This is a genomic window from Micromonospora sp. CV4, from assembly GCF_003667455.1.
In the GTDB taxonomy this organism is placed as follows: domain Bacteria; phylum Actinomycetota; class Actinomycetes; order Mycobacteriales; family Micromonosporaceae; genus Micromonospora.
The window spans coordinates 1-23,655 of sequence record NZ_RCVI01000403.1 but is presented as its reverse complement, the minus strand read 5'-3'; the positions used below and the strand labels follow the sequence as shown (position 1 = coordinate 23,655).

Sequence of the window (23,655 nt, the reverse complement as noted above, 5' to 3'; positions counted from 1 at the left end):
GTCCGGCGGCTGCCGGTGGCCCGCAGCCGGCCACTGGCAGCCGGCCACCGGCAGCCGCCGGACAGCCGGGCTGGCCGGGACCTGGGCCGGCGGGCCCGTGTCCCGGCCAGCGGGCGGGAAGGAGGGTGGCCCTGTGGGCCGGGATGCGTCAGCGGGCCTGGAGCGCGTCGAGAGCGACGGCCATGGCGATGACCAGGCGGCGGTCGATCTGGGGGTTGTGCACCTCGACGATGTACTTGTCGCGCAGGCCCCACTTCTTCACGACCGAGAAGACGGGCTGGCCGCCGGCGGTGAAGTCGAAGTGGTACGGCAGCCAGGACAGCGAGTCGACGAACCGACGCAGCAGCGCCACCGGCATGCTGCGCTCCTGGCCCGTCACCTGCGGCAGGCCGGCCTGCTCGACGTGCCAGGTGGAACGGAGCAGCGACTGGGCGAAGTCCTTGCGGAACAGGCCGATCGGGTTGCCGGCCGCGTCGGTCACGTCGTACGTGGCACCCAGGTCGATGCGCTGGCGGGCCTTGAAGCCGAGCAGGGGTTGCTGCTTGGAGTCGTCGGTGTAGATCGTCACCTGCTCCTTGAAGGCGAGCCGCTTCTGCTGCGCGAAGGCCAGCAGTTCGCCCTCGGTGCCGTCCGCCGCGACCGCCCGGACCTCGTACTGGTTGACCATCATTCGCAGCCGCTGCCGGATGTGGAAATGCTGCAGGGTCTGCAAGTTCTCGAGCTGCATCTGATCTCCTCAGGGGGATTGTGCGCCGGAGTCTCGCACAGCCCGGCGACCGACGCCGGCCCGCGCCCCGGCGCTCCCACCCGTGGCCGGGCCCGGCCGGTCCGGCCGTCCTCGGGGAGGTCAACGCCCGTCGACGGTGACGCGCAACGCCCAGCCGTTGAGGACCTGGTGGATACCCTGCAGCCGCTCGTTGATCTGCTCCAGCCGTTCTGCCTGAGCCAGCGCGGCCAGTGCGGATCCGAGCGCGATCTGCTGGTCGAGGGTGAGTCTCTCCTGGTCGATGGTGTAGAGCAGGTCGACGGTCTCGGCGATGGTGTCGGCCACGGCTCCTCCTAGGGCACGGGACGGGCTGAAAAGGCAGGCATCGATGGAAGCGCTCCCATCATTGTGCCCCGTCTCGCTCGGATTCATGCAACGCGGCTCAGGCGGGCAGGTTCGCCAGCACCACGTCGAGCACCCGGATCGCGTCCGGCTTGGAGAGCGGGTTGTTGCCGTTGCCGCACTTCGGCGACTGCACGCAGGACGGGCATCCCGTCTCGCAGCCGCACTCCGCGATCGCGTCCCGGGTGGCCCGCAGCCACGCCGACGCCGTCCCGTACGCCCGCTCGGCGAAGCCCGCGCCGCCCGGGTGTCCGTCGTAGACGAAGACGGTCGGCGCCTCGGTGTCCGGGTGTACGGCGGTGGACAGCCCGCCGATGTCCCACCGGTCGCAGGTGGCCATCAGCGGCAGCAGCCCGATCGCGGCGTGTTCGGCGGCGTGCAGCGCACCTGGCACGTCCGGGGCCTGCACACCGGCCGCGGTCAGGGACTGCGGTGACAGCGTGAACCAGACCGCCACCGTGCGCAGTTCCCGGGTGGGCAGGTCGAGTGGCCGGGTGTCGATCACCTCGCCGGTGGCGATCCGCCGTCGCTGGTACGACACCACCTGGCTGGTCACGTCCACCTCGCCGAGGAACATGCCGACCGGTCCGGCGTCCACGTAGGAGCGCACCGACACCACGGACAGGTCGGTGACGTCCCGGGCGTGAGTGGACCAGTCCGGCTCCTCGGCGTGCACCAGCGCGCATCCGTCGGCGAGGTCGAGCTCGTCCACCACGTACGAGACGCCCTGGTGCAGGTAGACCGCGCCGGGGTGGAGCAGGAAGTGCGACGAGCCGCCGTCGACCGTGCCCAGCAGCCGGCCGGTGGCCGACTCCACCACGCAGACCGGGGCGCCGCCCTCACCGCGTAGATCCACCTCGGGACGCTCCCGGTGTCGCCAGTACCACCCGGTGGGCCGCTGCCGCAGCGCCCCGGCCGCCACCAGCTCGTCGATCGCCTCCTTCGCCCCTTCGCCGAAGAGCGTCAGGTCGGCCGGGGTGAGCGGGGCCTCGACCGCGGCGCAGGCGAGCTGCGGGGCCAGCACGTACGGGTTGGCCGGGTCGAGCACCGTCGCCTCGACCGGCGCTCCGAAGATCGCCTCCGGGTGGTGGATCAGATAGGTGTCCAGCGGATCGTCCCGGGCCACCAGCACGGCGAGGGCCTCCTGGCCGGAGCGGCCGGCGCGGCCCGCCTGCTGCCAGAGCGACGCCCGGGTCCCCGGGTATCCGCAGATCAGCACCGCGTCCAGGCCGATCAGGTCCACGCCCAACTCAAGCGCGTTGGTGGAGGCCAGGCCGAGCAGATCACCGTGCAGCAGCGCCCGCTCCAGCTCGCGCCGCTCCTCACGCAGGTAGCCGCCCCGGTAGGCGGCCACCCGCTTGCCGAGCCCCGGCACCGCCTCGTCCAACGCCCGGCGCGCGCTGGCCGCCACCACCTCGGCGCCCTTGCGGGACCGGACGAACGCGAGTGTGCGTACCCCCTCGGCGACCGTGTCGGCGAGCAGGTCCGCGGTCTCCCGCAGCGCCGACCGGCGGACCTGGATGAGGTCCGGCACGTCGTCGTGCCCGCCCGCCGCCTGGCTGGGCGCCGGGGAGGCCGCCGCCGACGAGTCGGGTGGCAGCAGCGGCGGCTCCCAGAGCGCGAAGGTCACCCCACCGCGTGGCGAGGCGTCCTCGGTGACCGCCGTCACCGGCAGGCCGGTCAGCCGCCCGGCGGCGGTCGCCGGGTCGCCGGAGGTCGCCGAGGCGAGCACGAACACCGGGGTGGCTCCGAACCGGGCGCACTGCCGGCGCAGCCGACGCAGCACGTGCGCCACGTGCGAGCCGAACACCCCCCGGTAGGTGTGGCACTCGTCGATCACCACGTACGCCAGCCGGCGCAGGAAACCCGACCACTGGGCGTGCCCGGGCAGGATGCCGTGGTGCAGCATGTCGGGGTTGGTGAGCACGAACCGGGAGTGCCGGCGGATCCACTCCCGCTCGGCGCGCGGGGTGTCCCCGTCGTAGCAGGCCGGGCGTACCCCCTCCAGCTCCAGCCCGGCCACGGCCCGCAGCTGGTCGGCGGCGAGCGCCTTGGTCGGTGCCAGGTACAGCACGGTGGCCCGGGGGTCGGCGAGCAGCGTGGCCAGCGACGGGAGCTGGTACGCCAGGGACTTGCCGGACGCGGTGCCGGTGGCGAGCACCACGTGGCCGCCGTCGTACGCCAGGGTGGCCGCCTCGGCCTGGTGCCGCCACGGCGCGACCACGCCGCGGCGGGCGAACGCCTCGCGCAGCTCCGCGGGTGCCCACGGCGGCCACGGTGCGGGCACCCCGGCGCGGGCCGGCACCCGTTCGACGTGGGTGACCGGGTCACCGGCGCTGTGGGCGCGCAGCCGGCGCAGCAGGTCGACCGGCGATGGCTCGGGGCCGGGACCTGCGGATACGGTGGCTGCGGACGACACGCCCTGCACTCTCGCACTGGTGTTCGGAGATGAAAAGTCGGGCCAGGGGGTAAGGGGAGCTTTCCGTTGGCGACCGCAGGGTGGCCAAGCGGTAATGGTTAGATGCCCAGGAGAGTTTACGGCTCTGGCGAGGAGGACCGATGGAGCTGTCGCTGGCGACCCGCACCGTGGGCGAGCACACGGTGCTCGAGGTCGGCGGTGAGGTGGACGTCTACACCGCGCCCCGGCTCCGCGAACGGCTCCTCGAACTGATCGACGGCGGCGCCCGGCACGTGGTGGTCGACCTCGGTCGGGTGGACTTCCTCGACTCCACCGGGCTCGGCGTGCTGGTCGGCGCGCTCAAGCGGCTCCGCACGGCCGGCGGCTCGTTCGCCCTGGTCTGTGACAAGGAGCCGCTGCTCAAGATCTTCCGGATCACCGCGCTGGACCAGGTCTTCCCGCTGCACCCCACGGTCGACGCGGCGGTCGGCGCGGAACCGACCGGTGCCAGCGCGTGATGGCGACAGTCAAGCTCTCGTTCTCCCCGGCTCCGGTGCACGTGCGTACCGCCCGGCTGGTCGGCGTCGCCGTCGCCCGGCGCGCCGGGGTCCGTGAGGATCTGCTGGACGAGGTGCGCCTGGCCATCGGCGAGGCGTGCACCCGGGCGGTGGCCCTGCACCGCCAGTACGGCCTGGCCGACCCGGTGCTGGTGGAGATGTCGGACGCCGGGTCGTACGCGGTGCGGGTGGTGGACCGGGCGCCGATCGAGGCCGGGATCGGGCTGGCCGCACTGCCGCCGGACGAGCTGGCCAACGAGTCGCTCACCGATGAGGCGCTGACCACCGGAGTCGGGTTCGCTCTGCTCGCCGGGTTCGTCGAGGACCTTCAGGTGCGTCCCGTCGACGAGGGCGTCGGCACCGAGGTGCGGATGGTGTGGCCGGTCGGCCGCTGACCCGTTCTGTTCCGCCGCACAGGCCGCATCCCGTCGGGGTGCGGCCTCCTTGTCATGGGCCTGGCTCTATATCAGATTTCGTTTCATAACACAGCGACGAAGATCATCGAGACACGGTGCCACCTCGGTGTGACCTCCGACACTGTGGAGGGCTACAGTACCCGGGTTGTCAGCAAGTGATCCATCCCGCAGCCAGCGGGTATGGGTGGTCATCGCTGGTCCGCTGGGGTGGGTTGGCGCGCGCTTGCGAGTCCGCGTTCAGGCGCCGGTCGGTGCGTCTCCACTCACCGGCGCGAGTGTTCGGTAACAGGAGGACACAGATGTCCGAGACCTTGGCCGCCGATGGCGGCGGGCTTTCCCTTACCGGTAGCAACGTCACGTACGTCGTCATCGCCGCGGTGATCGCGCTGGTGGCGCTCGTCTTCGCCGCCGCCCTCACCAAGGCGGTACTGGCAGCCGGCAAGGGCACCACGAACATGCAGGAGATCTCGGGGGCGGTCCAGGAGGGCGCCTCCGCCTACCTGCTCCGCCAATTCCGCACTCTGGCGATCTTCGTCGTCATCGCCGTGGTGCTGCTCTTCCTGCTGCCGGTGCACGACACCGACGGCAGCGAGACCGCCGTGAAGTTCGGCCGATCGCTCTTCTTCGTGGTGGGCGCCCTGTTCAGCGCGTCCATCGGCGGCGCCGGCATGTGGCTGGCCACCCGCGCCAACCTGCGCGTGGCCGCCGCCGCCCGGGAGCGACAGGGTGGCCGCGAAGCGGCCATGAAGATCGCGTTCCGCACCGGTGGCGTGGTGGGCTTCCTCACCGTGGGCCTCGGCCTGTTCGGCGCCGCGCTGGTCGTCCTGGTCTACCGGGGCGACGCACCGACCGTGCTGGAGGGCTTCGGCTTCGGCGCCGCGCTGCTCGCGATGTTCATGCGGGTCGGCGGTGGCATCTTCACCAAGGCCGCCGACGTGGGCGCCGACCTGGTCGGCAAGGTCGAGCAGGGCATTCCGGAGGACGACCCGCGCAACGCCGCCACCATCGCCGACAACGTCGGCGACAACGTGGGCGACTGCGCCGGCATGGCCGCCGACCTGTTCGAGTCGTACGCGGTCACCCTGGTCGCCGCACTGATCCTGGGACGCGCCGCGTTCGGCGAGGACGGCCTGGTCTTCCCGCTGATCATCTCCACCATCGGTGTGCTCGTCGCGATCTTCGGCGTCTTCATCACCCGGCTGCGCGCCTCCGACCGCAGCGGCCTGACCGCGATCAACCGGGCCTTCTACATCTCGGCGGTCCTCTCCGCGGTGCTGGTGGCGATCGCCGCCTACGCGTACCTGCCGGCGACCTTCGCCGAGCTGGAGGGTGGGCTCACCGACGTCGACCGCAACCCGCGACTGGTGGCCATCGGCGCGGTGATCATCGGTATCGTGCTGGCCGCCGCCATCCAGGCGCTCACCGGCTACTTCACCGAGACCAACCGGCGCCCGGTGCAGGACATCGGCAAGAGCTCGCAGACCGGTGCGGCCACCGTCATCCTGGCCGGCATCAGCATCGGGCTGGAGTCGGCGGTCTACTCGGCGCTGCTGATCGGCGCCGGCGTCTTCGGCGCGTTCCTGCTCGGCGGCAGCTCCATCACCCTGTCGCTGTTCGCGGTGGCGCTGGCCGGCACCGGCCTGCTCACCACGGTCGGCGTGATCGTCGCCATGGACACCTTCGGGCCGATCTCCGACAACGCCCAGGGCATCGCCGAGATGTCCGGTGACATCGACGAGCACGGCGCCCGGACGCTCACCGAGCTGGACGCGGTCGGCAACACCACCAAGGCGATCACCAAGGGCATCGCGATCGCCACCGCGGTGCTCGCCGCGACCGCGCTGTTCGGCTCGTACACCGACACGCTGCGCACGGCGTACGCGGACGCGGGCGTGGGCGACGTCGGGACGGAGATCCTCAACTCGCTGAACGTGGCCAACCCGCGCAACCTGGTCGGCCTGATCATCGGCGCGGCGGTGGTGTTCCTCTTCTCCGGGCTGGCCATCAACGCGGTGTCCCGCTCGGCGGGCGCCGTGGTGATGGAGGTCCGCCGGCAGTTCCGTGAGCTGCCCGGCATCATGGACCGCACCCAGCGCCCGGAGTACGGCAAGGTCGTGGACATCTGCACCCGGGACGCGCAGCGCGAGCTGATGACCCCCGGCCTGCTTGCCATCCTGGCGCCGATCGCGGTCGGCTTCGGCCTCGGGCCCGGCGCGCTGGCGGCGTACCTGGCCGGGGCGATCGGGGCCGGCACGCTGATGGCGGTCTTCCTGGCCAACTCCGGTGGCGCCTGGGACAACGCCAAGAAGCTGGTGGAGGACGGCGCGTACGGGGGCAAGGGCTCCGAGGCGCACTCCGCGACGGTCATCGGCGACACCGTCGGTGACCCGTTCAAGGACACCGCCGGCCCGGCCATCAACCCGCTGCTCAAGGTGATGAACCTGGTCTCGCTGCTGATCGCGCCGGCCGTGGTGGCCTTCAGCATCGGCGACGACCGGAACACCCCCGTGCGGGTGGCCATCGCGGTGGTGGCCACGCTGATCATCGTGGCGTCGGTGGTGTTCAGCAAGCGCAAGGGCATCGCGATGGACGACTCCGACACGGGTGCGGGCAGCACCGATCACCGGCCGGAGACGGTCAACGCCTGACCATTCTCGGCACCGGGTCCCCGGTCGGCGTGCCACGCCGGCCGGGGACCGTCGGTTCCTCCTCCGGGGCCGTCTGACCGGTGCCACGCCTGGGCGGAGGTCGTACGCTGCAACGCATGCGTACGTGCCAGGCGTCTGCCGCCGGAAAGCTCACGGTGGTCCTGGCCACGTTCGTCGTCCTGCTCTCCGGCTGCGGTGGCGGCCCCAGTCCGCGGGCCTGGGCGGCCACGGTCTGCGGTGCGCTCACCCCGTGGCGCTCTGAGATCAGCAAGTTGACCAGCAGCACGGATGAGCAGATGACCGCGCAGACCACGCCGGCGCAGGCCAAGGAGAACCTGGTGCGGCTCTTCGGTGGGGCGGAGCAGGCGAGCGAGACCGCACGCCGCAAGGTGGAGCGGGCCGGCGTCCCGGAGACGGACAACGGCGAGGCCATCTCCGCTGGTTTCCGCAGCTCACTGGGGAAGATGCGGGACGCCTACGGCCGGGCCCGGGACAGCATCGAAGGGTTGGGCACCGCCGAGCCGACCGTCTTCTACGACGGCGTGCGGGCCGCGGTGGACACCCTCAACAAGGAGTACGACGCCAGCGCGCTGGACACCAGTCGGCTCAACTCCGAGGAGCTGAAACAAGCCTTCGACGAGGTGCCGGAGTGTCGCTGAGCGGGCTCGGCGACACCGGAGCGGCGCAGCCGCCTCCGGCGCTGTTCCCGGCGCCCGAGCCCGACCCGTCGGCGTCCGAGCCCGCGCGACGGCGCGGCGGGCCGACCCGGTCCGGGTCGAGCGGGCCGCCCTCCGGGCCGGCGCAGACCGACGACGGCGGGCGTCAACTGGTCTTCTTCGGCGCCGAGGCGGCCGAACCGACGGTCGCCGACCTGGCCGGGCTGCTCGCCGGGCCGGGCGAGGTGGTGCGGATGGGGGGCACCGCCCGCCTCTCCGTGCAGGTGGACGCCGCCTGGCGGGTGCACGTGCTGGTCGCGGAGTTGGCGTTGCGCGGGCTGGCGGCGAGCTGGGAGCCGACCGGGGACGCGCGACACGCCGTCCGTACCTCGTACACCCGGATCCTGAAGCCGCTCGCGGTCGCCTGGCTGCACGGTCCGGCGAAACGCCCGCCGGCGACCTTTCACCTGACCGGCCGGCGGCTGCGGCTGTGGCTCGCCGCCGCCGGGACGCCGGAGCCGCCCGGCGGCTTCCTGTTGCGGCTCGGCGAGGGCGACCGGGAGTGCTGGGAGCCGGTCGGCGCGGCGCTCGCCGCCGCCGGGCTCGCCGGCACGCTGCTCGGCCCGGACGAGGGCGGCCCGGGGTACCGGATCACGGGCCGGCGCCGGTTGGGCCGGCTCGCCGAACTGGTCGGCGGGCCGCCGCGCGCGGCACCGGCCGACGCCTGGCCGACCCGACCCTGACCAGGGGACGAACCGGATCATTCCGCCCAGTCCGGAGGTGGAGGCCCGGGCCGCCGTCGGTTGTCCGGACCCGGACAGCCGGCGGGCCGATCCGGGCGGAAAACGGGCGGGTCGGACCTCGGTCGAGAGTCCGCCATCGTCACAGTGACCCGCTTCGAGCCCTACCCACGGTGTACGGTGGCGCCGTCCGGCAGTGCCGAGCGCGGCGGGGCGGGAGTGGACCGCCGCGCCGGAGCGGTTTGCCGCCCGCGAAACCCGAAACGCGGACGGCGCGTTACGTTGGACATCCGGACCGCCGGTGCGACGGCGGGGTCGAGAGCGGTCGCTGTCCGGGCGCCGGCAGACCACGAGCAGGAGTGAGGTCGGGGAGAGACGTGCCGAGCAACGCTGGAACCACCCGTCTGGTCATCGTCGAGTCACCGGCGAAGGCCAAGACGATCTCGGGCTACCTCGGCCCGGGGTACGTCGTGGAGGCCAGCTTCGGTCACGTCCGCGACCTGCCGCGCAACGCCGCCGACGTGCCGGCCAAGTACAAGGGCGAGGCGTGGGCCCGCCTCGGGGTGGACGTGGACAACGGCTTCCACGCGCTCTACGTCGTCTCGGCCGACCGCAAGCAGCAGATCAGCAAGCTGGTGAAGCTGGCCAAGGAGGTCGACGAGATCTTCCTGGCGACGGATGAGGACCGCGAGGGCGAAGCGATCGCCTGGCACCTGGTGGAGACGCTCAAGCCCAAGGTGCCGGTCAAGCGGATGGTCTTCCACGAGATCACCAAGCCGGCGATCCAGGCGGCGGTGGCCAACCCCCGCGAGATCGACCGCGACCTGGTCGACGCGCAGGAGGCCCGGCGGATCCTCGACCGGCTCTACGGCTACGAGGTCTCCCCGGTGCTGTGGAAGAAGGTCATGCCGAAGCTCTCGGCCGGCCGGGTGCAGTCGGTGGCGACCCGGATCGTGGTCGAGCGGGAGCGGCAGCGGATGGCCTTCCGCACCGCGGAATACTGGGACATCCTGGCCACTCTCGCCGTGGCGAACGCCGGCGAGGGGCCGCGCGCGTTCAACGCCACCCTCATCGCGTTGAACGGCGACCGGATCGCCACCGGCAAGGACTTCGAGCCGACCACCGGCCGGGTGAAGCCCGGGGCCGGCGTCGTGCACCTGGACGAGGGCGGCGCCCGTGGGCTGGCGGCCCGACTCGAGGGACGGCCGTTCACCGTCACCCGGGTCGAGGAGAAGCCCTACCGCCGCCGCCCGTACGCGCCGTTCATCACCTCGACGCTCCAGCAGGAAGCGGCCCGCAAGCTGCGCCTGTCGTCGCAGCAGACGATGCGCACCGCGCAGCGCCTGTACGAGAACGGCTACATCACCTATATGCGTACCGACTCGGTGAACCTGTCGGAGACCGCCATCTCGGCGGCCCGCCGGCAGATCGTCGAGCTGTACGGCGAGCGCAGCGTGCCACCGGAGCCGCGCCGCTACACCGGCAAGGTGAAGAACGCGCAGGAGGCGCACGAGGCGATCCGCCCGGCGGGGGACAACTTCCGCACCCCGGGCGAGGTGGCCAAGGAACTGTCCGCCGAGGAGTTCAAGCTCTACGAGCTGATCTGGCGCCGCACCATCGCCTCGCAGATGACCGACGCGGTCGGCTCCAGCGTCTCGGTGCGCATCCGCGCGGTCTCCACCTCGCAGGAGGAGGCCGACTTCGGGGCCACCGGCAAGACCATCACCGACCCGGGCTTCCTGCGCGCGTACGTCGAGTCCAGCGACGACGAGAACGCCGAGGCCGAGGACGCCGAGCGCCGGCTGCCCACCCTGGTCAAGGACCAGCCGCTGACCGCCGACGAGCTGGCCGCGCAGGGCCACCACACCCAGCCGCCGTCGCGCTACACCGAGGCGTCGCTGGTCAAGGCACTGGAAGAGCTGGGCATCGGCCGCCCGTCCACGTACGCGTCGATCATGCAGACGATCCAGGACCGGGGGTACGTCACCAAGCGCGGGCAGGCGATGATCCCGACCTTCCTGGCGTTCGCGGTGATCGGCCTGCTGGAGCGGCACTACCCCCGCCTCATCGACTACGACTTCACCGCCACCATGGAGAACGAGCTGGACGAGATCGCCGGCGGCGACCACGCCGCCGTCGACTTCCTCACCGCGTTCTACTTTGGCGGCGCCAACGGTGCCGGCGACCAGGGCATCGCCCGTTCCGGCGGGCTCAAGAAGCTGGTCACCGAGAACCTCAGCGACATCGACGCGCGCAGCGTCAACTCCATCCCGCTCTTCACCGACGACGACGGCCGGGAGGTCGTGGTCCGGGTGGGCCGGTACGGGCCGTACCTCCAGCGGGAGCTGCCCGGCGGCGAGCCGGCGGCGCCGGCCGAGGGTGAGGAGGGTGGCGCCCAGGGCGACCGGGCGCCGATCCCCGAGGGGCTGGCCCCGGACGAGCTGACCCCGGAGAAGGTGCACGAGCTGTTCCTCGGCGGCAGCGGCGAGCGCAAGCTCGGCGACGACCCGGGCACCGGTGAGCCGATCGTGCTCAAGTCCGGGCGGTTCGGCCCGTACGTGTCCAGCGGTGAGCGGAAGTCCTCGCTGCTGCGCTCGCAGACGCCGGACTCGTTGACCCTGGAGGAGGCGCTCAAGCTGCTCAGCCTGCCCCGGCTGGTCGGCGTCGCGCCCGACGGGGTCGAGGTGTTCGCCAACAACGGCCGCTACGGCCCGTATGTCAAGCGGGGCGAGGAGTTCCGGTCGCTGGAGTCCGAGGAGCAGATGTTCACGGTCGGCCTGGACGAGGCGCTGGCCCTGCTGGCCGCTCCGAAGGCCCGTGGACGGCGGGCCGCCGCGCCGCCGCTGCGGGAGATGGGCGTCGACCCGCTGACCGAGAAGCCGCTGGTGATCAAGGACGGCCGGTTCGGCCCGTACGTCACCGACGGGGAGTTCAACGCGTCGCTGCGGCGTGGGCAGACCCCGGAGGCGCTGACCATTGAGGAAGCCTCGGAGATGCTGTCCGAGAAGCGGGCCAAGGGTCCGGCGCCGAAGAAGAAGGCGGCGAAGAAGGCCCCGGCGAAGAAGGCCGCGGCCACCAAGAAGACGGCCGCCGCCAGCAAGTCCACGGCTGCGAAGAAGACCACGACCGCCAAGGCGACCACTGCCAGGAAGGCGGCCCCGAAGAAGGCCGCCGCCAGGCCCGCCGAGGAGTGACGGTCACCGACCCCTGTCCCTAATGGATGAAATGTCCTATTTGGTGCGAGGGTTTGGTGGGGGTTCCCTAACGTGAGGGGATGTTCGCCACCACTGCCACGCGTCGCCGTGTACTCGTCAGCGCGTCGGCGGGAGCGTTGCTGCTTGCCGTGGCCGCGGCGGGCTTCTGGGCGATGGATGACGAGAGCTCCGCGCCGGCCGGGGCCATCGCGTCACAGGCTGCCCCGCAGACCGTCGCCCCGGGGTCGTCCACCGGGCCGCCCCGGGATGCCGCCAACCGGCGGACCGTGCGACTCGTCGCCGCGGGTGACGTTCTGGTTCATCCCGCTGTGACCGACCAGGCGCGTCGGGACGGCGCCCGGGCCGGCCGCCTGGACTTCGCCCCGATGTTCGCGGGGGTCGCCCCAGCCGTCGGCGGCGCCGACCTGGCGCTGTGCCATCTCGAAACGCCACTGGCCGATCCAGCCGGCCCGTTCGCCGGCTATCCGTCGTTCAACGCGCCCCCGCAGGTGCTCGAGGGGCTGCGAGGTGCCGGGTTCGACGGCTGCTCGACCGCCTCCAACCACACCCTCGACCAGGGCGTCGACGGGGTGGCCCGGACGATCCGCGCGCTCGAAGTCGCCGGGCTGGGGCACACCGGCAGCGCCCGCAGCGCCGCCGAGGCGGCCACGCCCCGGATCTACCAGGTCGGCGACGTCCGCGTCGCCCACCTGGCGTACAGCCTGAACTTCAACGGGCTGAACCGCCCCTCGGGCCAGCCGTGGCTGGCCAACCTGATCGATCCGCCCGAGATCCTCGCCGCCGCCCACGAGGCGCGCGCCGCCGGCGCCGACATCGTCGTGCTCAGCCTGCACTGGGGTACGGAGTACCAGCACCTGCCGGACGCCGACCAGCGCGCCTGGGCACAGCAGTTGATCTCTTCGCCCGACGTGGACCTCATCCTGGGCCACCACGCCCACGCGGTGCAGCCGTTCCAGCGCTTCGGCGACAAGTGGGTGGTCTTCGGCATGGGCAACGAACTGGCCCGGCACGCGGAGCCGATCGACGACAACCGCGAGGGTGTGATGGCGCGAGCGACCTTCACCGAGACCGCCCCGGGGCGCTGGACGGTGACCCGGATGGAGGCGCTGCCAACCTGGACCGACCTGGCACCGGCCCTCCGGCTGGTCGACCTGACCGCAGCGCTGGCCGACCCGGCCACCCCGCCGGGTCTGCGGGGCGACTACCGGGCGGCGTACCAGCGGGTGCTCGGCTACGTCCGGTCCCTCGGCGCCGGCCCGGATCAGGTGGTGGCGTCGGGCGGCTGAGCGTCGCCACCGAGGACCGGTCGAGGTGGGCGTTGGTGAAGACGCGGTCCGGGTCCAGGCGGTCGCGGACGGTCTGGAAGTCGGTGAATCGCGGGTACGCGGTGGCCAGCGAGGCGGCGTCGCGGTAGTGCAGCTTGCCCCAGTGCGGGCGACCGCCCAGTCCGGCGGCCACCTTCTCGAAGGCCCGGAAGTACGGCTCGTACGTGTCCAGCGGTGAGCGGAAGTCCTCGCTGCTGCGCTCGCAGACGCCGGACTCGTTGACCCTGGAGGAGGCGCTCAAGCTGCTCAGCCTGCCCCGGCTGGTCGGCGTCGCGCCCGACGGGGTCGAGGTGTTCGCCAACAACGGCCGCTACGGCCCGTATGTCAAGCGGGGCGAGGAGTTCCGGTCGCTGGAGTCCGAGGAGCAGATGTTCACGGTCGGTCTGGACGAGGCGTTGGCCCTGCTGGCCGCTCCGAAGGCCCGTGGACGGCGGGCGGCCGCGCCGCCGCTGCGGGAGATGGGCGTCGACCCGCTGACCGAGAAGCCGCTGGTGATCAAGGACGGCCGGTTCGGCCCGTACGTCACCGACGGGGAGTTCAACGCGTCGCTGCGGCGTGGGCAGACCCCGGAGGCGCTGACCATTGAGGAAGCCTCGGAGATGCTGTCCGAGAAGCGGGCCAAGGGTCCGGCGCCGAAGAAGAAGGCGGCGAAGAAGGCCGCCACCCGCAAGGCCGCCACCAGCACCGAGTAACCCCGGCCCGGCCGCCTGATCGGTGACGCGCCGGTCCGACGTTCCAGATCTTGGACAGTTTCCGTTCGGTCGGAACGACAACTGTCCAAGATCTACGCCTCCGTGGCCGGGTGTCGGCTGTTGCCCAGCTCGAACGCGGTGATTCGGCCGGAGCGCGGGTGTTTCCTGTCACCCTTGAGGTGAGGCTCTTCGCCGTTCGTCGGTACGGTCGTACCGTATGGCCATGCCGGTGCCTTGCCTGTCACAGCCTCCGCGGGTTCCATCCGTGCCGACGCCTCTCCGGGGAGAGCGGTTGTTCGGCGGACCCGGGCCCACGACGCCATGGTGACCCGGAAGAGGCGTGCGGGTGGTGAGAAGCGGAACGCGGTGCTCGACGCGGTGGCCGGCGTGCTCGCCACGCGCGGCTACGAGAACACCCGCTTCGCGGATGTATCGGCGGCCGGGGGCGTCGCGATCAGCACCCTGCAGACCTACTTTGGTTCGCGCGAAGACATGATCATCGAGACGATGCAGGTTTTCACCGATCGGGAGGTGGCTGCCCTGCAGGCGATGTCCGCCGCCGAACCCGACCCGTGGCGACGGCTGGTCCTGCTGGTGGACCGCAGTCTGCACAACTCGGAGAGCACCCGGCAGATCCTCGTCGAGTTCTGGCGATCGGCAATGCGCGACGACGAACTCCGCGACCACAGCACCGACGTGTGGACGCGTTACCGGGCGCCCTTCCTGGCCGCCGTCCGGGAAGGCGTGGAGCGGGGTGCGTTCACCCTGACCCACGACGCTGAAGCGGTGACGGATGTCCTCCTCACGGCTCTGGCCGGTCTGATCGTTTCCCGGGTTCAGCGCCACCCCACTCCCACAGTCACGGATTTCCGCGCAGTCCTCCTGGCCCAGCTCAGGCTGATGGTGGGCATAGCGGACGCAGCGCCAGCAGCCGAACGGAATGAGGGACGATGACCACCGTCGAGATGACCCGCTTCCGCGTGCCCACCGAGCGCGCCGACGCTCTGCTGGCCGCGCGACCGGCGATGTTGCGTGACTTCCAGGCCGACCGTGCCGGCTTCCTCGAAGCCCGACTGATCCGACTGTCGGCCGACGAGTGGCTGGACATCGTCTTCTGGGGCTCCTCCGAGGACTTCGCCGAATCCCGCCGCCGGGGCGCGGACCGGCCCGGTATCCAAACCTTCTTCTCTCTGATCGAAGCGGTGATCAGCGTCGAGGAGGGCACCACGACCGAGCCGGCGGGCGCCTGATGCGCGCGGCGTGGTACGACCGGCAGGGCCCGGCGCGCGAGGTGCTCCAGGTCGGTGAGCTGCCCGATCCGTGGCCGGGTGAGGGCGAGGTCCGGGTCCGGGTGTCGGTTTCCGGGATCCACGTCGGTGACCTCGGCAAACGGCAGGGCTGGTGGGGGTCCACCATGTCGTTCCCCCGGGTCGTCCCGCACGGCGACGGTGCCGGGGTGATCGACGCGGTCGGCCTGGGTGTCGACCCGTCCCGCGTCGGCGAACGGGTCTGGGTCTACCTCGCCCAGTCGTACCGCCCGTTCGGCACCGCCGCCGAATACACCGTGGTGCCGGAGCGGCACGCCGTGCCGCTCCCCGCCGACGTGCCGTACGAGCAGGCGGCCGGGCTCGGTATCCCGGGCGTCACCGCGCACCGGGCGATCTTCGCCGACGGTCCCGTGCGCGGGCAGCGGGTCCTCGTCACCGGTGCCCTCGGCGCGGTCGGACGGGCCGCGTTGGCGGTGGCCCGCCGGGGTGGCGCCATCGTGATCGCGACGGTTCGCACGCCCGATCAGGTGGAACCCGCACTAGCCGCGGGCGCGCACCACGCGGTCGACACCGCCGGTGGCGATGTCGCCACCCGGATCCTCGACTACACCGGCGGGGAACCGATCGACCGGGTGGCCGAGCTGGCCTTCGACACGAACCTGGCGACCAATCTGGAGATCCTCCGTATCGGTGGCGTGATCGCGACCTACGCGACGGGCGCCGCCGAGCCGTCCATTCCGTACTGGCCGCTGGGCTTCCAGAACATCACGGTCCGGTTCCTCAGCAACGACGACTTCCCGGAGTCCGCGAACGAGGCCGCCGCGGCCGAACTGACAGCCGCGCTGGTCGCCGGTGACCTGCGCTACCCGATCGCCGCCCGGTTGCCGTTGGCGGAGATAGCAGAGGCGCACGAGCTGGTCGAGCGCGGCTCGACCAGGGGCCGGATCGTCCTGGACATCTGAAGGGCAGGCAACGACCATGATCTGGACAGCCGGTTTCCGTACCGGGGTGATCAGCCCCTACGAGCGGTTGCAGTTCAGCGAACCCCGTCGCTTCGCCGACCAGACCGTCCGTCAGGTGCTGCACCTGGCCGGCGGTGGGGACGCGTTCCGGGTACGCCTGACGAACCGTTACGGCCGCGCTCCGCTGACCATCGGGGCCGCCACCGCCGCCGTCGGTCACCGGCAGGTCGCGCTCACCTTCGACGGTGCCGAGCACCGCGTCGTCCCGGCGGGCGAAGAGGCCGTCACGGACCCGGTCAGCGTTCCCGTGCGGTCCGGCTCGGACGTGGTCGTGAGCCTCTACCTCCCGGAGCGGACCGATCTGGCCACCCACTCGCACAAGCCGGCGGAGGTCGCCCGGATAGCCGACGGCAACCACGTCACGTCTCCCGTCCTGCCGGGGGCGGAGCAGGTCGAGGCCCGGTTCTACCTGTCGGGTGTCGACGTGCTCGCCCCGCAGGGCACGTCGATCGCGGTGGCCTTCGGCGACTCCTGGTTCGAGGGGGTCGGCACCACGATCGGCGCGAACCGCCGTTCGGTCGACGTCCTCAACCGGCGGCTGCGGCACGGCTGGGTCGTCAACCAGGGCATCGCCGGAAACCGCCTGCTGCGCGACACCGTCGGCGAACACGGGCTGGCTCGTTTCGACCGCGACGTCCTCTCGATACCGGCCGTGAGCCACGTCCTGGTCCACTTCGGTATCAACGACCTCGGTCTACCCGCCATGCTCGGCGAGCCTCCCGTCTCCGCCGACGCCCTCATCGACGGCTTCACGACGCTGGCCGCGCGTGCGCACACCGCCGGGCTGAAGGTCGTCGCCGCCACCATCGGTCCCTTCGCGGGCGCCGGCCCCGAGATCAGTACGCCGGAGGGCCTCGCCGTCCGACGCGAGGTGAACGAATGGATCCGCACGACGGATGCCTTCGACGCTGTCGTCGACGTGGCTCAGGCCGTCGCCGGCCCGCACGCCTCCGACCACATCCACCCCGCGCTGGACAGCGGCGACGGCATGCACCTGAACGACAAGGGCGCCGAGGTCATGGCCGCTGCCGTCAATCTGGACGACCTCGCGCTGTAGCAGCCCGCCGTCAGGCCCCGAGGACGTGGGCCAGGTGGGGATTGGTGAAGACGCGGTCCGGGTCCAGGCGGTCGCGGACGGTCTGGAAGTCGGTGAATCGCGGGTACGCGGTGGCCAGCGAGGCGGCGTCGCGGTAGTGCAGCTTGCCCCAGTGCGGGCGACCGCCCAGTCCGGCGGCCACCTTCTCGAAGGCCCGGAAGTACGGCTCGTACGGCATGCCGACGTACTGGTGCACGGCGATGTACGCGTTGTCCCGGCCGTAGCCGTGCGATAGCCAGATGTCGTCGGCGGCGGTGAACCGCACCTCCACCGGGAAGAGCACCTTGAACGGCAGTCCGTCCACGATCCGCCGGAGCGCCGCCAGCGCCTCGGGCAGCGCGTCGCGAGGCAGGCCGTACTCCATCTCCACGAAGCGGACCCGGCGCGGGGTGCAGAACACCCGGTCGGAGCGGCCGGTGTACCGGCGTTCGGTGAGCGCGCGGGCGGAGACGGCGCTGATCCTCGGGGCGAGCGCCGGCACGGCCCGGCCGAGGCGACAGGCGCTGGCGAAGACGGTGTTGGCCAGGAAGTCGTCGTCCAGCCAGCCGCGCCATCGGGGCAGCGGGCGGTCGTTGTCGGGTACCCGGTCGTTGGTCTTGACCTGGACCCGTGCGGTGTAGGGGAACCAGTAGAACTCGACGTGGTCGTGGTCGCCGATCAGTGCCGGCAGGTCGTCGAGCACGTCGGCCAGCGCGGCCGGGCGTTCGTGGGCGTGCAGCACGAAGGCGTCGACGCAGCGCAGGGTCACCTCGACCAGCACGCCGAGCGCGCCGAGCGACACCCGGGCGGCGGCGAAGACGTCCGGGTGCTCGTCCGCGGAGCAGCGCAGCACCTCGCCGGTGCCGGTGACCAGGGTGATCGCCTCGACGAAGGTGGACAGGCAGCCGAAGCCGGCGCCGGTGCCGTGGGTGCCCGTGGAGATCGCCCCGGCGACCGTCTGGGCGTCGATGTCACCGAGGTTGGGCAGGGCCAGGCGGTGCCGGGCGAGCAGACCGTTGAGGGCGTGCAGGGTCATCCCGGCCGGTACGGTGACGAGCCGACGCGCGACGTCGACGCTGACGGTGGTGACGAGCTCGGACAGCTCCATCCGCCGGTCCTCGGCGAGCGCGATGGCGGTGAAGGAGTGGCCGCTGCCGGCCACCCGGATCCGACCGCCGTCGGCGGCGGCGGCCCGGACGGCCTCGGCGACGTCGGTCGGCGAGCCGGGGCGGAGGATTGTGGTGGCGCTGCCACGCTGGTTACCGGCCCAGTTGGACCAGCGGGCGGTGAGCGGTGCGGTGCCGACCATGCGCGCTCCTCGAAAATGAATATGAACTGACTTCATATCAGGAACGTTGTAGCTGGTAAATACCGCAATTGCGGTCCGCTCGTTGTACCGGTAGTCACGGACTCGTGACGTGGAGATATGTTCATCCGTCGAAGGGGGGTGGCGCCGAGTGTCCACACCAGCCGCCACGACCGGGCCGCTGCGCCGCGTACCGGTGCAGGGTCGAAGTGTCGCGCGGGTACAGCGCATGTTGGATGCCTGCGCCGAACTCGTCGACGAGGTGGGGTACGAAGGGCTGACCACGACCCTGCTCGCCGAGCGCGCCGAGGTGGCGATCGGGTCGGTCTACCAGTTCTTCCCGGACAAGCGGGCGATCGTGCAGGCGTTGACCCTGCGCACGATGGAGTCCTACCTCCAGCGGCTCGACGAGCGGTTCGCCTCCGACGAGATGACCCACTGGTGGGACGGCGTCGACGCGGGGATCGATGAGTACATCACGATGCACCGCACCGTTCCCGGCTTCCGGACCCTGCACTTCGGCGACGTGGTCGACCTGCACCTGCTCGACGAGCAGCGGGACAACAACGGCGTGATCGCCGACCAGCTGGCGCGGGTGCTCACCGAGCGCTTCGGGCTGACCGACGTCCCCAAGCTCCGCTTCGTCCTGGAGATCGCGGTGGAGGCGGCCGACGCGCTGATCAAGCTCGCGTTCCGGCGTCGGTCCGACGGCGACGAGCGGGTGCTGCTCGAGGCGAAGGCGCTGATCCGGGAGTACCTGCACCGCCAGGTCGACGGCCCGGAGAGCGACCGGTCGGGCACCGAGCAGCAGGCCGCGGCCGCCCAGCCCGCCTGACCCGGCCCGCCCTGCGGGGCCGCGCGGCGGGGCAGGGCCGCGCGGCGGGGTGGCGCCTCAGAGGAACGCCTGACCCTCACCCCGGTACGTGGACGCGGTCGCCACGATCGCGTCCCCGTCGACGAGGTGCAACTCGTTGACCCGCTCGCACAGCTCGCCGGCCTTGGCGTGCCGGAACCACACCCGGTCGCCGATACGCAGGGCGGCCGCCGCCGCGCCGGCCAGCGGGGTCTGCACCTCGCCGGCCCCCTCGGTGCCGACCAGCTTCAGGCCGGCCGGCAGCCACGGTCGGGGCAGTCGGCTGTCGGCGGCCGGGCCGGAGGCGATCCAACCGCCGCCGAGCACGGTCGCCAGCTCCGGCGTCGGCCGACGGACCACCGCGCAGGCGAAGAACGCCGCCGGGGTGGGACGCCAGGCGCGGTAGGCGTCGAACAGCGTCGGCCCGTACAGGCCCGATCCCGCGGTGACCTCGGTGACCGCGGGATCGGCGCTGGTGGCGGCCACGCTGCCGGTGCCGCCACCGTTGACGAACTCCAGGTCGGCGTGCTCACGGACCGCGGCCACCGCCGCGCTCCGGCGGGCCAGCAACTCGCGGTACGACCCGCGCTGGGCCAGCCGGATCGCGCCGGCCAGCAGCGTCTGCCCCGGAGGCGCGTCGCCCAGGCCGGCGATCTGCGCCTCGTACGACATGAGGCCGACCAGCCGGAAACCGGCCCGGCCGGTGACGGTCGCGGCGAGCGCGCCGGCCGCTCGGGCGCTGTGCACCGGTGAGCGGCGTACGCCGACGTGCACCCGTCCGCGCAGCGGTCGCCAGGAGGCGTCCAGGTCCAGGCAGAGCCGCAGCTCGGCGCGCTGCCCGGGGGCCCGCACGGAGTCGATGAGGTCGAGCTGCCCGGTGCCGTCGATCATCAGGGTGATCGCGGCGGCCAGTGTCGGGTCGGCCGCCAGTTCGGCGAGCGCCGAGCGGTCCGCGCTCGGGTACGCGACCAGCACGTCGTCGCTCACCCCGGCCCGGACCAGCCAGATCGCCTCGGGCAGGGTGAACGCCATGACGCCCCGCCAGCCGGGCCGGGCGAGCGCCCGGCTGATCAGCTCCCGGCTGCGGACCGACTTGCTCGCCAGTCGGACCGGTTTGCCGGCGGCGCGGTCGGCCAGGGCGGCCGAGTTGGCGTCGAAGGCGGTGAGATCCACCACCGCGTACGGCGGGTCGAGGTGGGCGGTCGCCCGATCCAGGCGCTCGCGCAGTTTGTCGCTTTCGATGGCCACGTGTGCACGCTAACTGTCGGACGATGAATGCGAAATACCCTCGCGTACGGCCGGGCTGCGGTTGATGCCTTCGGCGGCCTAGGCTCAGCGAGCAGGAGAATGTCGCGAGTGGGGTGGCTCCCCACCGGGTCTAGAGTGTTCCACCGGGGGTGCCCAGCGATGGGCCGGCACGTGGAGGTACGGCCATCGAAAGCCAGAACAGCGGCGAGTCGCGCGGCGTGTCGCGCTCCGGCGATCAGTCCGGCAACGCCGCCAACCAGTCTGGCGGGAGCCAGGTGGATCCGTCCGGTTACGCCGCCATCCGCTCAGTTCTGCGGATCCGGCCGTTCCGGCGGCTCTGGATCGTGCTCGGCGCGGCCTCCTTCGGTGACTGGTTCGGCCTGCTGGCCACCTCGGTCTTCGCCGCCTCCCAGGTGCAGGGCAGCACCGCGAAGGGGGCGGCCTTCGGTGGTGTCATCGCGATCCGGCTGCTGCCCGCGCTGGTGCTCGGGCCGGTCGCCGGTGTGCTCGCCGACCGGTTCGACCGGCGCTGGACGATGGTCATCTGCGACCTGCTCCGCTTCGTCCTGTTCGCCTCCATTCCGATGGTGGCGCTGGCCGGCGCGAGCGGCGCGATGGTGGTCCTCTGGGCGACCGTCGCCACCTTCCTGATCGAGTCGATCACGTTGATCTGGATCCCGGCCAAGGAGGCCGCGGTCCCCAACCTGATCCCGCGCGCCCGGCTGGAGGCGGCCAACCAGCTCACGCTGATCACCACGTACGGCCTCACCCCGATCCTCGCGGCGCTGGTGGCTGCGGCGCTCGACCGCAGCGTCCGGGCCGTCGCCGGCGGCGACCTCGGCTGGGCAGAGCCGGCCCAGCTCGCGCTCTGGGTCAACTCCTTCTCGCGGCTTGCCACCGCCCTCGTGGTGGCGTTCGGGATCAAGGAGATCAGCCAGGCGCAGACCGGCGAACGGCAGCGCACCGAGCAGAGCATGGGGCGCCAGTTCGCCGAGGGCTGGAAGTACATCGGCCAGACCCGGCTCGTCCGCGGTCTGGTGCTCGGCATCTTCGGCGCGTTCGCCGGCGGCGGCATCGTGATCGGCACCGCGAAGTTCTTCGCCGCCTCGCTCGGCGCCGGCGACGCTGCCTTCTTCCTGCTCTTCGGTGCCATCTTCGTCGGCCTGGCCCTCGGCCTCGGCCTCGGCCCGATGGTCGTCAAGGAGATGTCCCGCCGCCGTTGGTTCGGCATGAGCATCGTGCTGGCCAGCGCCGCCGTGATGACCCTCGCCTTCGCCATCCACCTGTCCATGGCGATCGTCGGCGCGGTCCTGGTTGGTGTCGGCGCTGGCATGGCCTTCCTGGCGGGCACCACCCTCCTCGGCGGCGAGGTGGCCGACGAGGTGCGCGGGCGGGTCTTCGCGGTGGTGCAGATCGGCACCCGGCTGGTGCTGATCCTGGCCATCGGGCTGAGCAGCCTACTGGTCGGTGTGGGCGGCTCCCGCAAGTTGGTGATCGCCGACCTGGGCGTGTCCGTCTCCTCGACGCGGCTGCTGCTGCTCGCCGCGGGGGTCGCCGGCATCTTCGCCGGGATCAGCGCGTTCGGCCAGATGGACGACAAGAAGGGTGTCCCGGTCCTCGCCGACCTCTGGGGTTCCATCCGGGGTCGGCCGCTGATGCCGGCCGAGCCGTTCGTCTCCGCCGGGCTCTTCGTGGTCTTCGAGGGCGGTGAGGGCGCCGGCAAGTCCACCCAGCTCGCCGCGCTCGCCGAGCGACTGCGCGGCCAGGGGCGCGACGTCGTGGTCACCCGCGAGCCCGGGGCGACCACCGTCGGTCAACGGATCCGGTCGCTGGTGCTGGACACCTCTGGCGCCGAGGCGCCCTCGCCGCGCGCCGAGGCGCTGCTCTACGCCGCCGACCGGGCGCACCATGTGGCCGCCGTGGTGCGGCCCGCGCTGATCCGCGGCGGCGTGGTGATCAGCGACCGGTACGTCGACTCGTCTCTGGCGTACCAGGGCGCCGGGCGGACCCTCCCGGTCGACGAGGTCTCCTGGCTCTCCTCCTGGGCCACCGGTGGGCTCAAGCCCGACCTGGTGGTGCTGCTGGACGTCGAGCCGCAGACCGGCCTGTCGCGGGTGGAGTCGCGCAGCGAGGGCGTCGACCGGCTGGAGGCCGAGTCGATCGCGTTCCACGAGCGCGTCCGGTACGCCTTCCTCGACCTGGCCGCCGCCGACCCGAAGCGCTACCTGGTGCTCGACGCGTCCCGGCCGGCCGAGGAGATCACCGGGCAGGTGATCCGGCGTGTCGAGGAGATGCTCGGAAGTCCGGGCGGCATCGTGCACCCCCGGCCGGCGCAGGGCCCGGACACCTCGGTGCAGCCCGAGTTATCCGACGCGGAGCTGGTGACGATGGAGCATCGAACCTGATGCCGGACGTCTTCGCCGACCTGGTCGGTCAGGACGAGGCGGTGACCGAGCTGCGCCGGGCGGCCGTCGCGGCGGCGTCCGTGCTGCGCGTGGGCGCCGCCGACCGTACGCCCGCGCTGATCGCCGCCGGCCCGACCGACACGGACGGCGGGGCCGGAGTCGACCCGAGCGCCGGGATGACCCACGCCTGGATCTTCACCGGGCCGCCCGGCTCCGGCCGCTCGGTCGCCGCGCGGGCCTTCGCCGCCGCCCTGCAGTGCGTGCACGGCACCGGCTGCGGCGAGTGCCCCGGCTGCCACACCACGATGGGCGGCACCCACGCCGATGTCCGGATGGTGGTGCCGGAGGGGCTCTCCATCGGCGTCGGCGAGATGCGCGCGCTGGTGCTCCGCGCGGCGAGCACCCCGTCCGGCGGGCGCTGGCAGGTGGTGGTCATCGAGGACGCCGACCGGCTCACCGAGGCCGCTGGCAACGCGCTGCTCAAGGCGATCGAGGAGCCCCCGCCGCGTACCGTGTTCCTGCTCTGCGCCCCGTCCACCCACCCGGACGACATTTCGGTGACCATCCGGTCGCGCTGTCGGGTCGTACCCCTGCGGCAGCCGTCGGCCGCGGCGGTGGCCGAGGTGCTGGTCCGTCGGGACGGCATTGCGCCCGACGTGGCGCAGTGGGCGGCGGCGGCCGCGCAGGGGCACGTGGGTCGGGCCCGCCGGCTGGCCCGACCCA

The 23,655-nt window shown here is 72.1% G+C and carries 19 protein-coding genes and 2 pseudogenes; 15 read left to right on the top strand and 6 right to left on the bottom strand.

All coding sequences use genetic code 11. The features are described 5' to 3' along the window. Window positions 1-148: 148 nt before the first annotated feature. From EAD98_RS27510 to EAD98_RS27500, 3 genes are all read right to left on the bottom strand, one after another. On the bottom strand, window positions 149-727 hold the full coding sequence (locus EAD98_RS27510) for a hypothetical protein (protein ID WP_121656863.1): 579 nt from the start codon (window positions 725-727) through the stop codon (window positions 149-151). Between the two features lie 120 nt (window positions 728-847). Further along, the gene (locus EAD98_RS27505; RefSeq protein WP_089018052.1) at window positions 848-1,051 is read right to left on the bottom strand and encodes a hypothetical protein; all 204 of its coding nucleotides are present in this window, start codon (window positions 1,049-1,051) and stop codon (window positions 848-850) included. Window positions 1,052-1,148: 97 nt separating this feature from the next. After that, entirely contained in the window at window positions 1,149-3,527 is a 2,379-nt protein-coding gene (locus EAD98_RS27500) for a DEAD/DEAH box helicase (protein ID WP_121656868.1), read from the bottom strand. A 140-nt stretch (window positions 3,528-3,667) separates the two neighbouring features. On the opposite strand from EAD98_RS27500, the gene EAD98_RS27495 reads away from it, so the two are divergent. The 7 genes from EAD98_RS27495 (at window position 3,668) to EAD98_RS27460 (ending at window position 13,024) form a co-directional block, all read left to right on the top strand. Beyond that, on the top strand, window positions 3,668-4,024 hold the full coding sequence (locus EAD98_RS27495) for an STAS domain-containing protein (RefSeq protein ID WP_074316127.1): 357 nt from the start codon (window positions 3,668-3,670) through the stop codon (window positions 4,022-4,024). Next, on the top strand, window positions 4,021-4,458 hold the full coding sequence (locus EAD98_RS27490) for an ATP-binding protein (protein WP_089018050.1): 438 nt from the start codon (window positions 4,021-4,023) through the stop codon (window positions 4,456-4,458). Before EAD98_RS27495 ends, EAD98_RS27490 begins: the two co-directional genes overlap by 4 nt. A 320-nt stretch (window positions 4,459-4,778) precedes the next feature. Continuing rightward, complete coding sequence (locus tag EAD98_RS27485; protein ID WP_121656862.1) at window positions 4,779-7,127, top strand: sodium-translocating pyrophosphatase; 2,349 nt, start codon at window positions 4,779-4,781, stop codon at window positions 7,125-7,127. A gap of 116 nt (window positions 7,128-7,243) precedes the next feature. Then, window positions 7,244-7,786, top strand: a complete 543-nt coding sequence (locus EAD98_RS27480; protein ID WP_121656861.1) for a hypothetical protein — start codon at window positions 7,244-7,246, stop codon at window positions 7,784-7,786. Window positions 7,787-7,953: 167 nt separating this feature from the next. Then, window positions 7,954-8,526, top strand: coding sequence for a hypothetical protein (locus EAD98_RS27475; RefSeq protein ID WP_121656867.1), 573 nt, complete (start codon window positions 7,954-7,956; stop codon window positions 8,524-8,526). A 374-nt stretch (window positions 8,527-8,900) separates the two neighbouring features. Then, window positions 8,901-11,717: a type I DNA topoisomerase gene (gene topA, locus EAD98_RS27465; RefSeq protein WP_121656860.1), complete on the top strand. Its 2,817-nt coding sequence runs from the start codon at window positions 8,901-8,903 to the stop codon at window positions 11,715-11,717. A gap of 80 nt (window positions 11,718-11,797) precedes the next feature. Next, window positions 11,798-13,024, top strand: a complete 1,227-nt coding sequence (locus EAD98_RS27460) for a CapA family protein (protein ID WP_233583997.1) — start codon at window positions 11,798-11,800, stop codon at window positions 13,022-13,024. A gap of 16 nt (window positions 13,025-13,040) precedes the next feature. Here EAD98_RS27460 and EAD98_RS27455 read toward each other — a convergent pair. Beyond that, window positions 13,041-13,226 (bottom strand): annotated as a pseudogene (locus EAD98_RS27455) (D-arabinono-1,4-lactone oxidase); the annotation flags it as partial. Here EAD98_RS27455 and EAD98_RS27450 point away from each other — a divergent pair. From EAD98_RS27450 to EAD98_RS27430, 5 genes and pseudogenes are all read left to right on the top strand, one after another. Further along, a pseudogene (locus EAD98_RS27450) lies at window positions 13,204-13,725 on the top strand (topoisomerase C-terminal repeat-containing protein); the annotation flags it as partial. The pseudogenes EAD98_RS27455 and EAD98_RS27450 sit on opposite strands and share 23 nt — an antisense overlap. Window positions 13,726-14,121: 396 nt before the next feature. After that, window positions 14,122-14,709 (top strand): TetR/AcrR family transcriptional regulator, encoded by a 588-nt coding sequence (locus EAD98_RS27445; protein ID WP_199723583.1) that lies wholly within the window; start codon window positions 14,122-14,124, stop codon window positions 14,707-14,709. After that, complete coding sequence (locus EAD98_RS27440) at window positions 14,706-15,005, top strand: hypothetical protein (protein ID WP_121656858.1); 300 nt, start codon at window positions 14,706-14,708, stop codon at window positions 15,003-15,005. Before EAD98_RS27445 ends, EAD98_RS27440 begins: the two co-directional genes overlap by 4 nt. Continuing rightward, window positions 15,005-15,985 carry an NADPH:quinone reductase gene (locus tag EAD98_RS27435; protein ID WP_121656857.1) on the top strand — a complete coding sequence of 327 codons (981 nt, stop codon included), beginning with the start codon at window positions 15,005-15,007 and terminating at the stop codon, window positions 15,983-15,985. The genes EAD98_RS27440 and EAD98_RS27435 overlap by 1 nt, the downstream gene beginning before the upstream one ends. Window positions 15,986-16,001: 16 nt before the next feature. Beyond that, window positions 16,002-17,102: a GDSL-type esterase/lipase family protein gene (locus EAD98_RS27430; RefSeq protein WP_121656856.1), complete on the top strand. Its 1,101-nt coding sequence runs from the start codon at window positions 16,002-16,004 to the stop codon at window positions 17,100-17,102. A 10-nt stretch (window positions 17,103-17,112) separates the two neighbouring features. Here the strand turns inward: EAD98_RS27430 and EAD98_RS27425 are convergent, their stop codons facing one another. Further along, window positions 17,113-18,429: a D-arabinono-1,4-lactone oxidase gene (locus EAD98_RS27425; RefSeq protein WP_121656855.1), complete on the bottom strand. Its 1,317-nt coding sequence runs from the start codon at window positions 18,427-18,429 to the stop codon at window positions 17,113-17,115. Between the two features lie 226 nt (window positions 18,430-18,655). Here EAD98_RS27425 and EAD98_RS27420 point away from each other — a divergent pair, with 226 nt between their 5' ends. Continuing rightward, entirely contained in the window at window positions 18,656-19,261 is a 606-nt protein-coding gene (locus EAD98_RS27420) for a TetR/AcrR family transcriptional regulator (RefSeq protein WP_121656854.1), read from the top strand. Window positions 19,262-19,318: 57 nt separating this feature from the next. Here the strand turns inward: EAD98_RS27420 and EAD98_RS27415 are convergent, their stop codons facing one another. Then, window positions 19,319-20,527 carry an amino acid deaminase/aldolase gene (locus EAD98_RS27415; protein ID WP_121656853.1) on the bottom strand — a complete coding sequence of 403 codons (1,209 nt, stop codon included), beginning with the start codon at window positions 20,525-20,527 and terminating at the stop codon, window positions 19,319-19,321. A gap of 317 nt (window positions 20,528-20,844) precedes the next feature. On the opposite strand from EAD98_RS27415, the gene tmk reads away from it, so the two are divergent. Beyond that, window positions 20,845-22,932, top strand: a complete 2,088-nt coding sequence (gene tmk / locus EAD98_RS27410; RefSeq protein WP_255421264.1) for a dTMP kinase — start codon at window positions 20,845-20,847, stop codon at window positions 22,930-22,932. Next, window positions 22,932-23,655, top strand: a 724-nt coding sequence (locus EAD98_RS27405) for a DNA polymerase III subunit delta' (protein ID WP_121656852.1), incomplete at its 3' end; no start/stop codon positions are given. The genes tmk and EAD98_RS27405, both read left to right, overlap by 1 nt.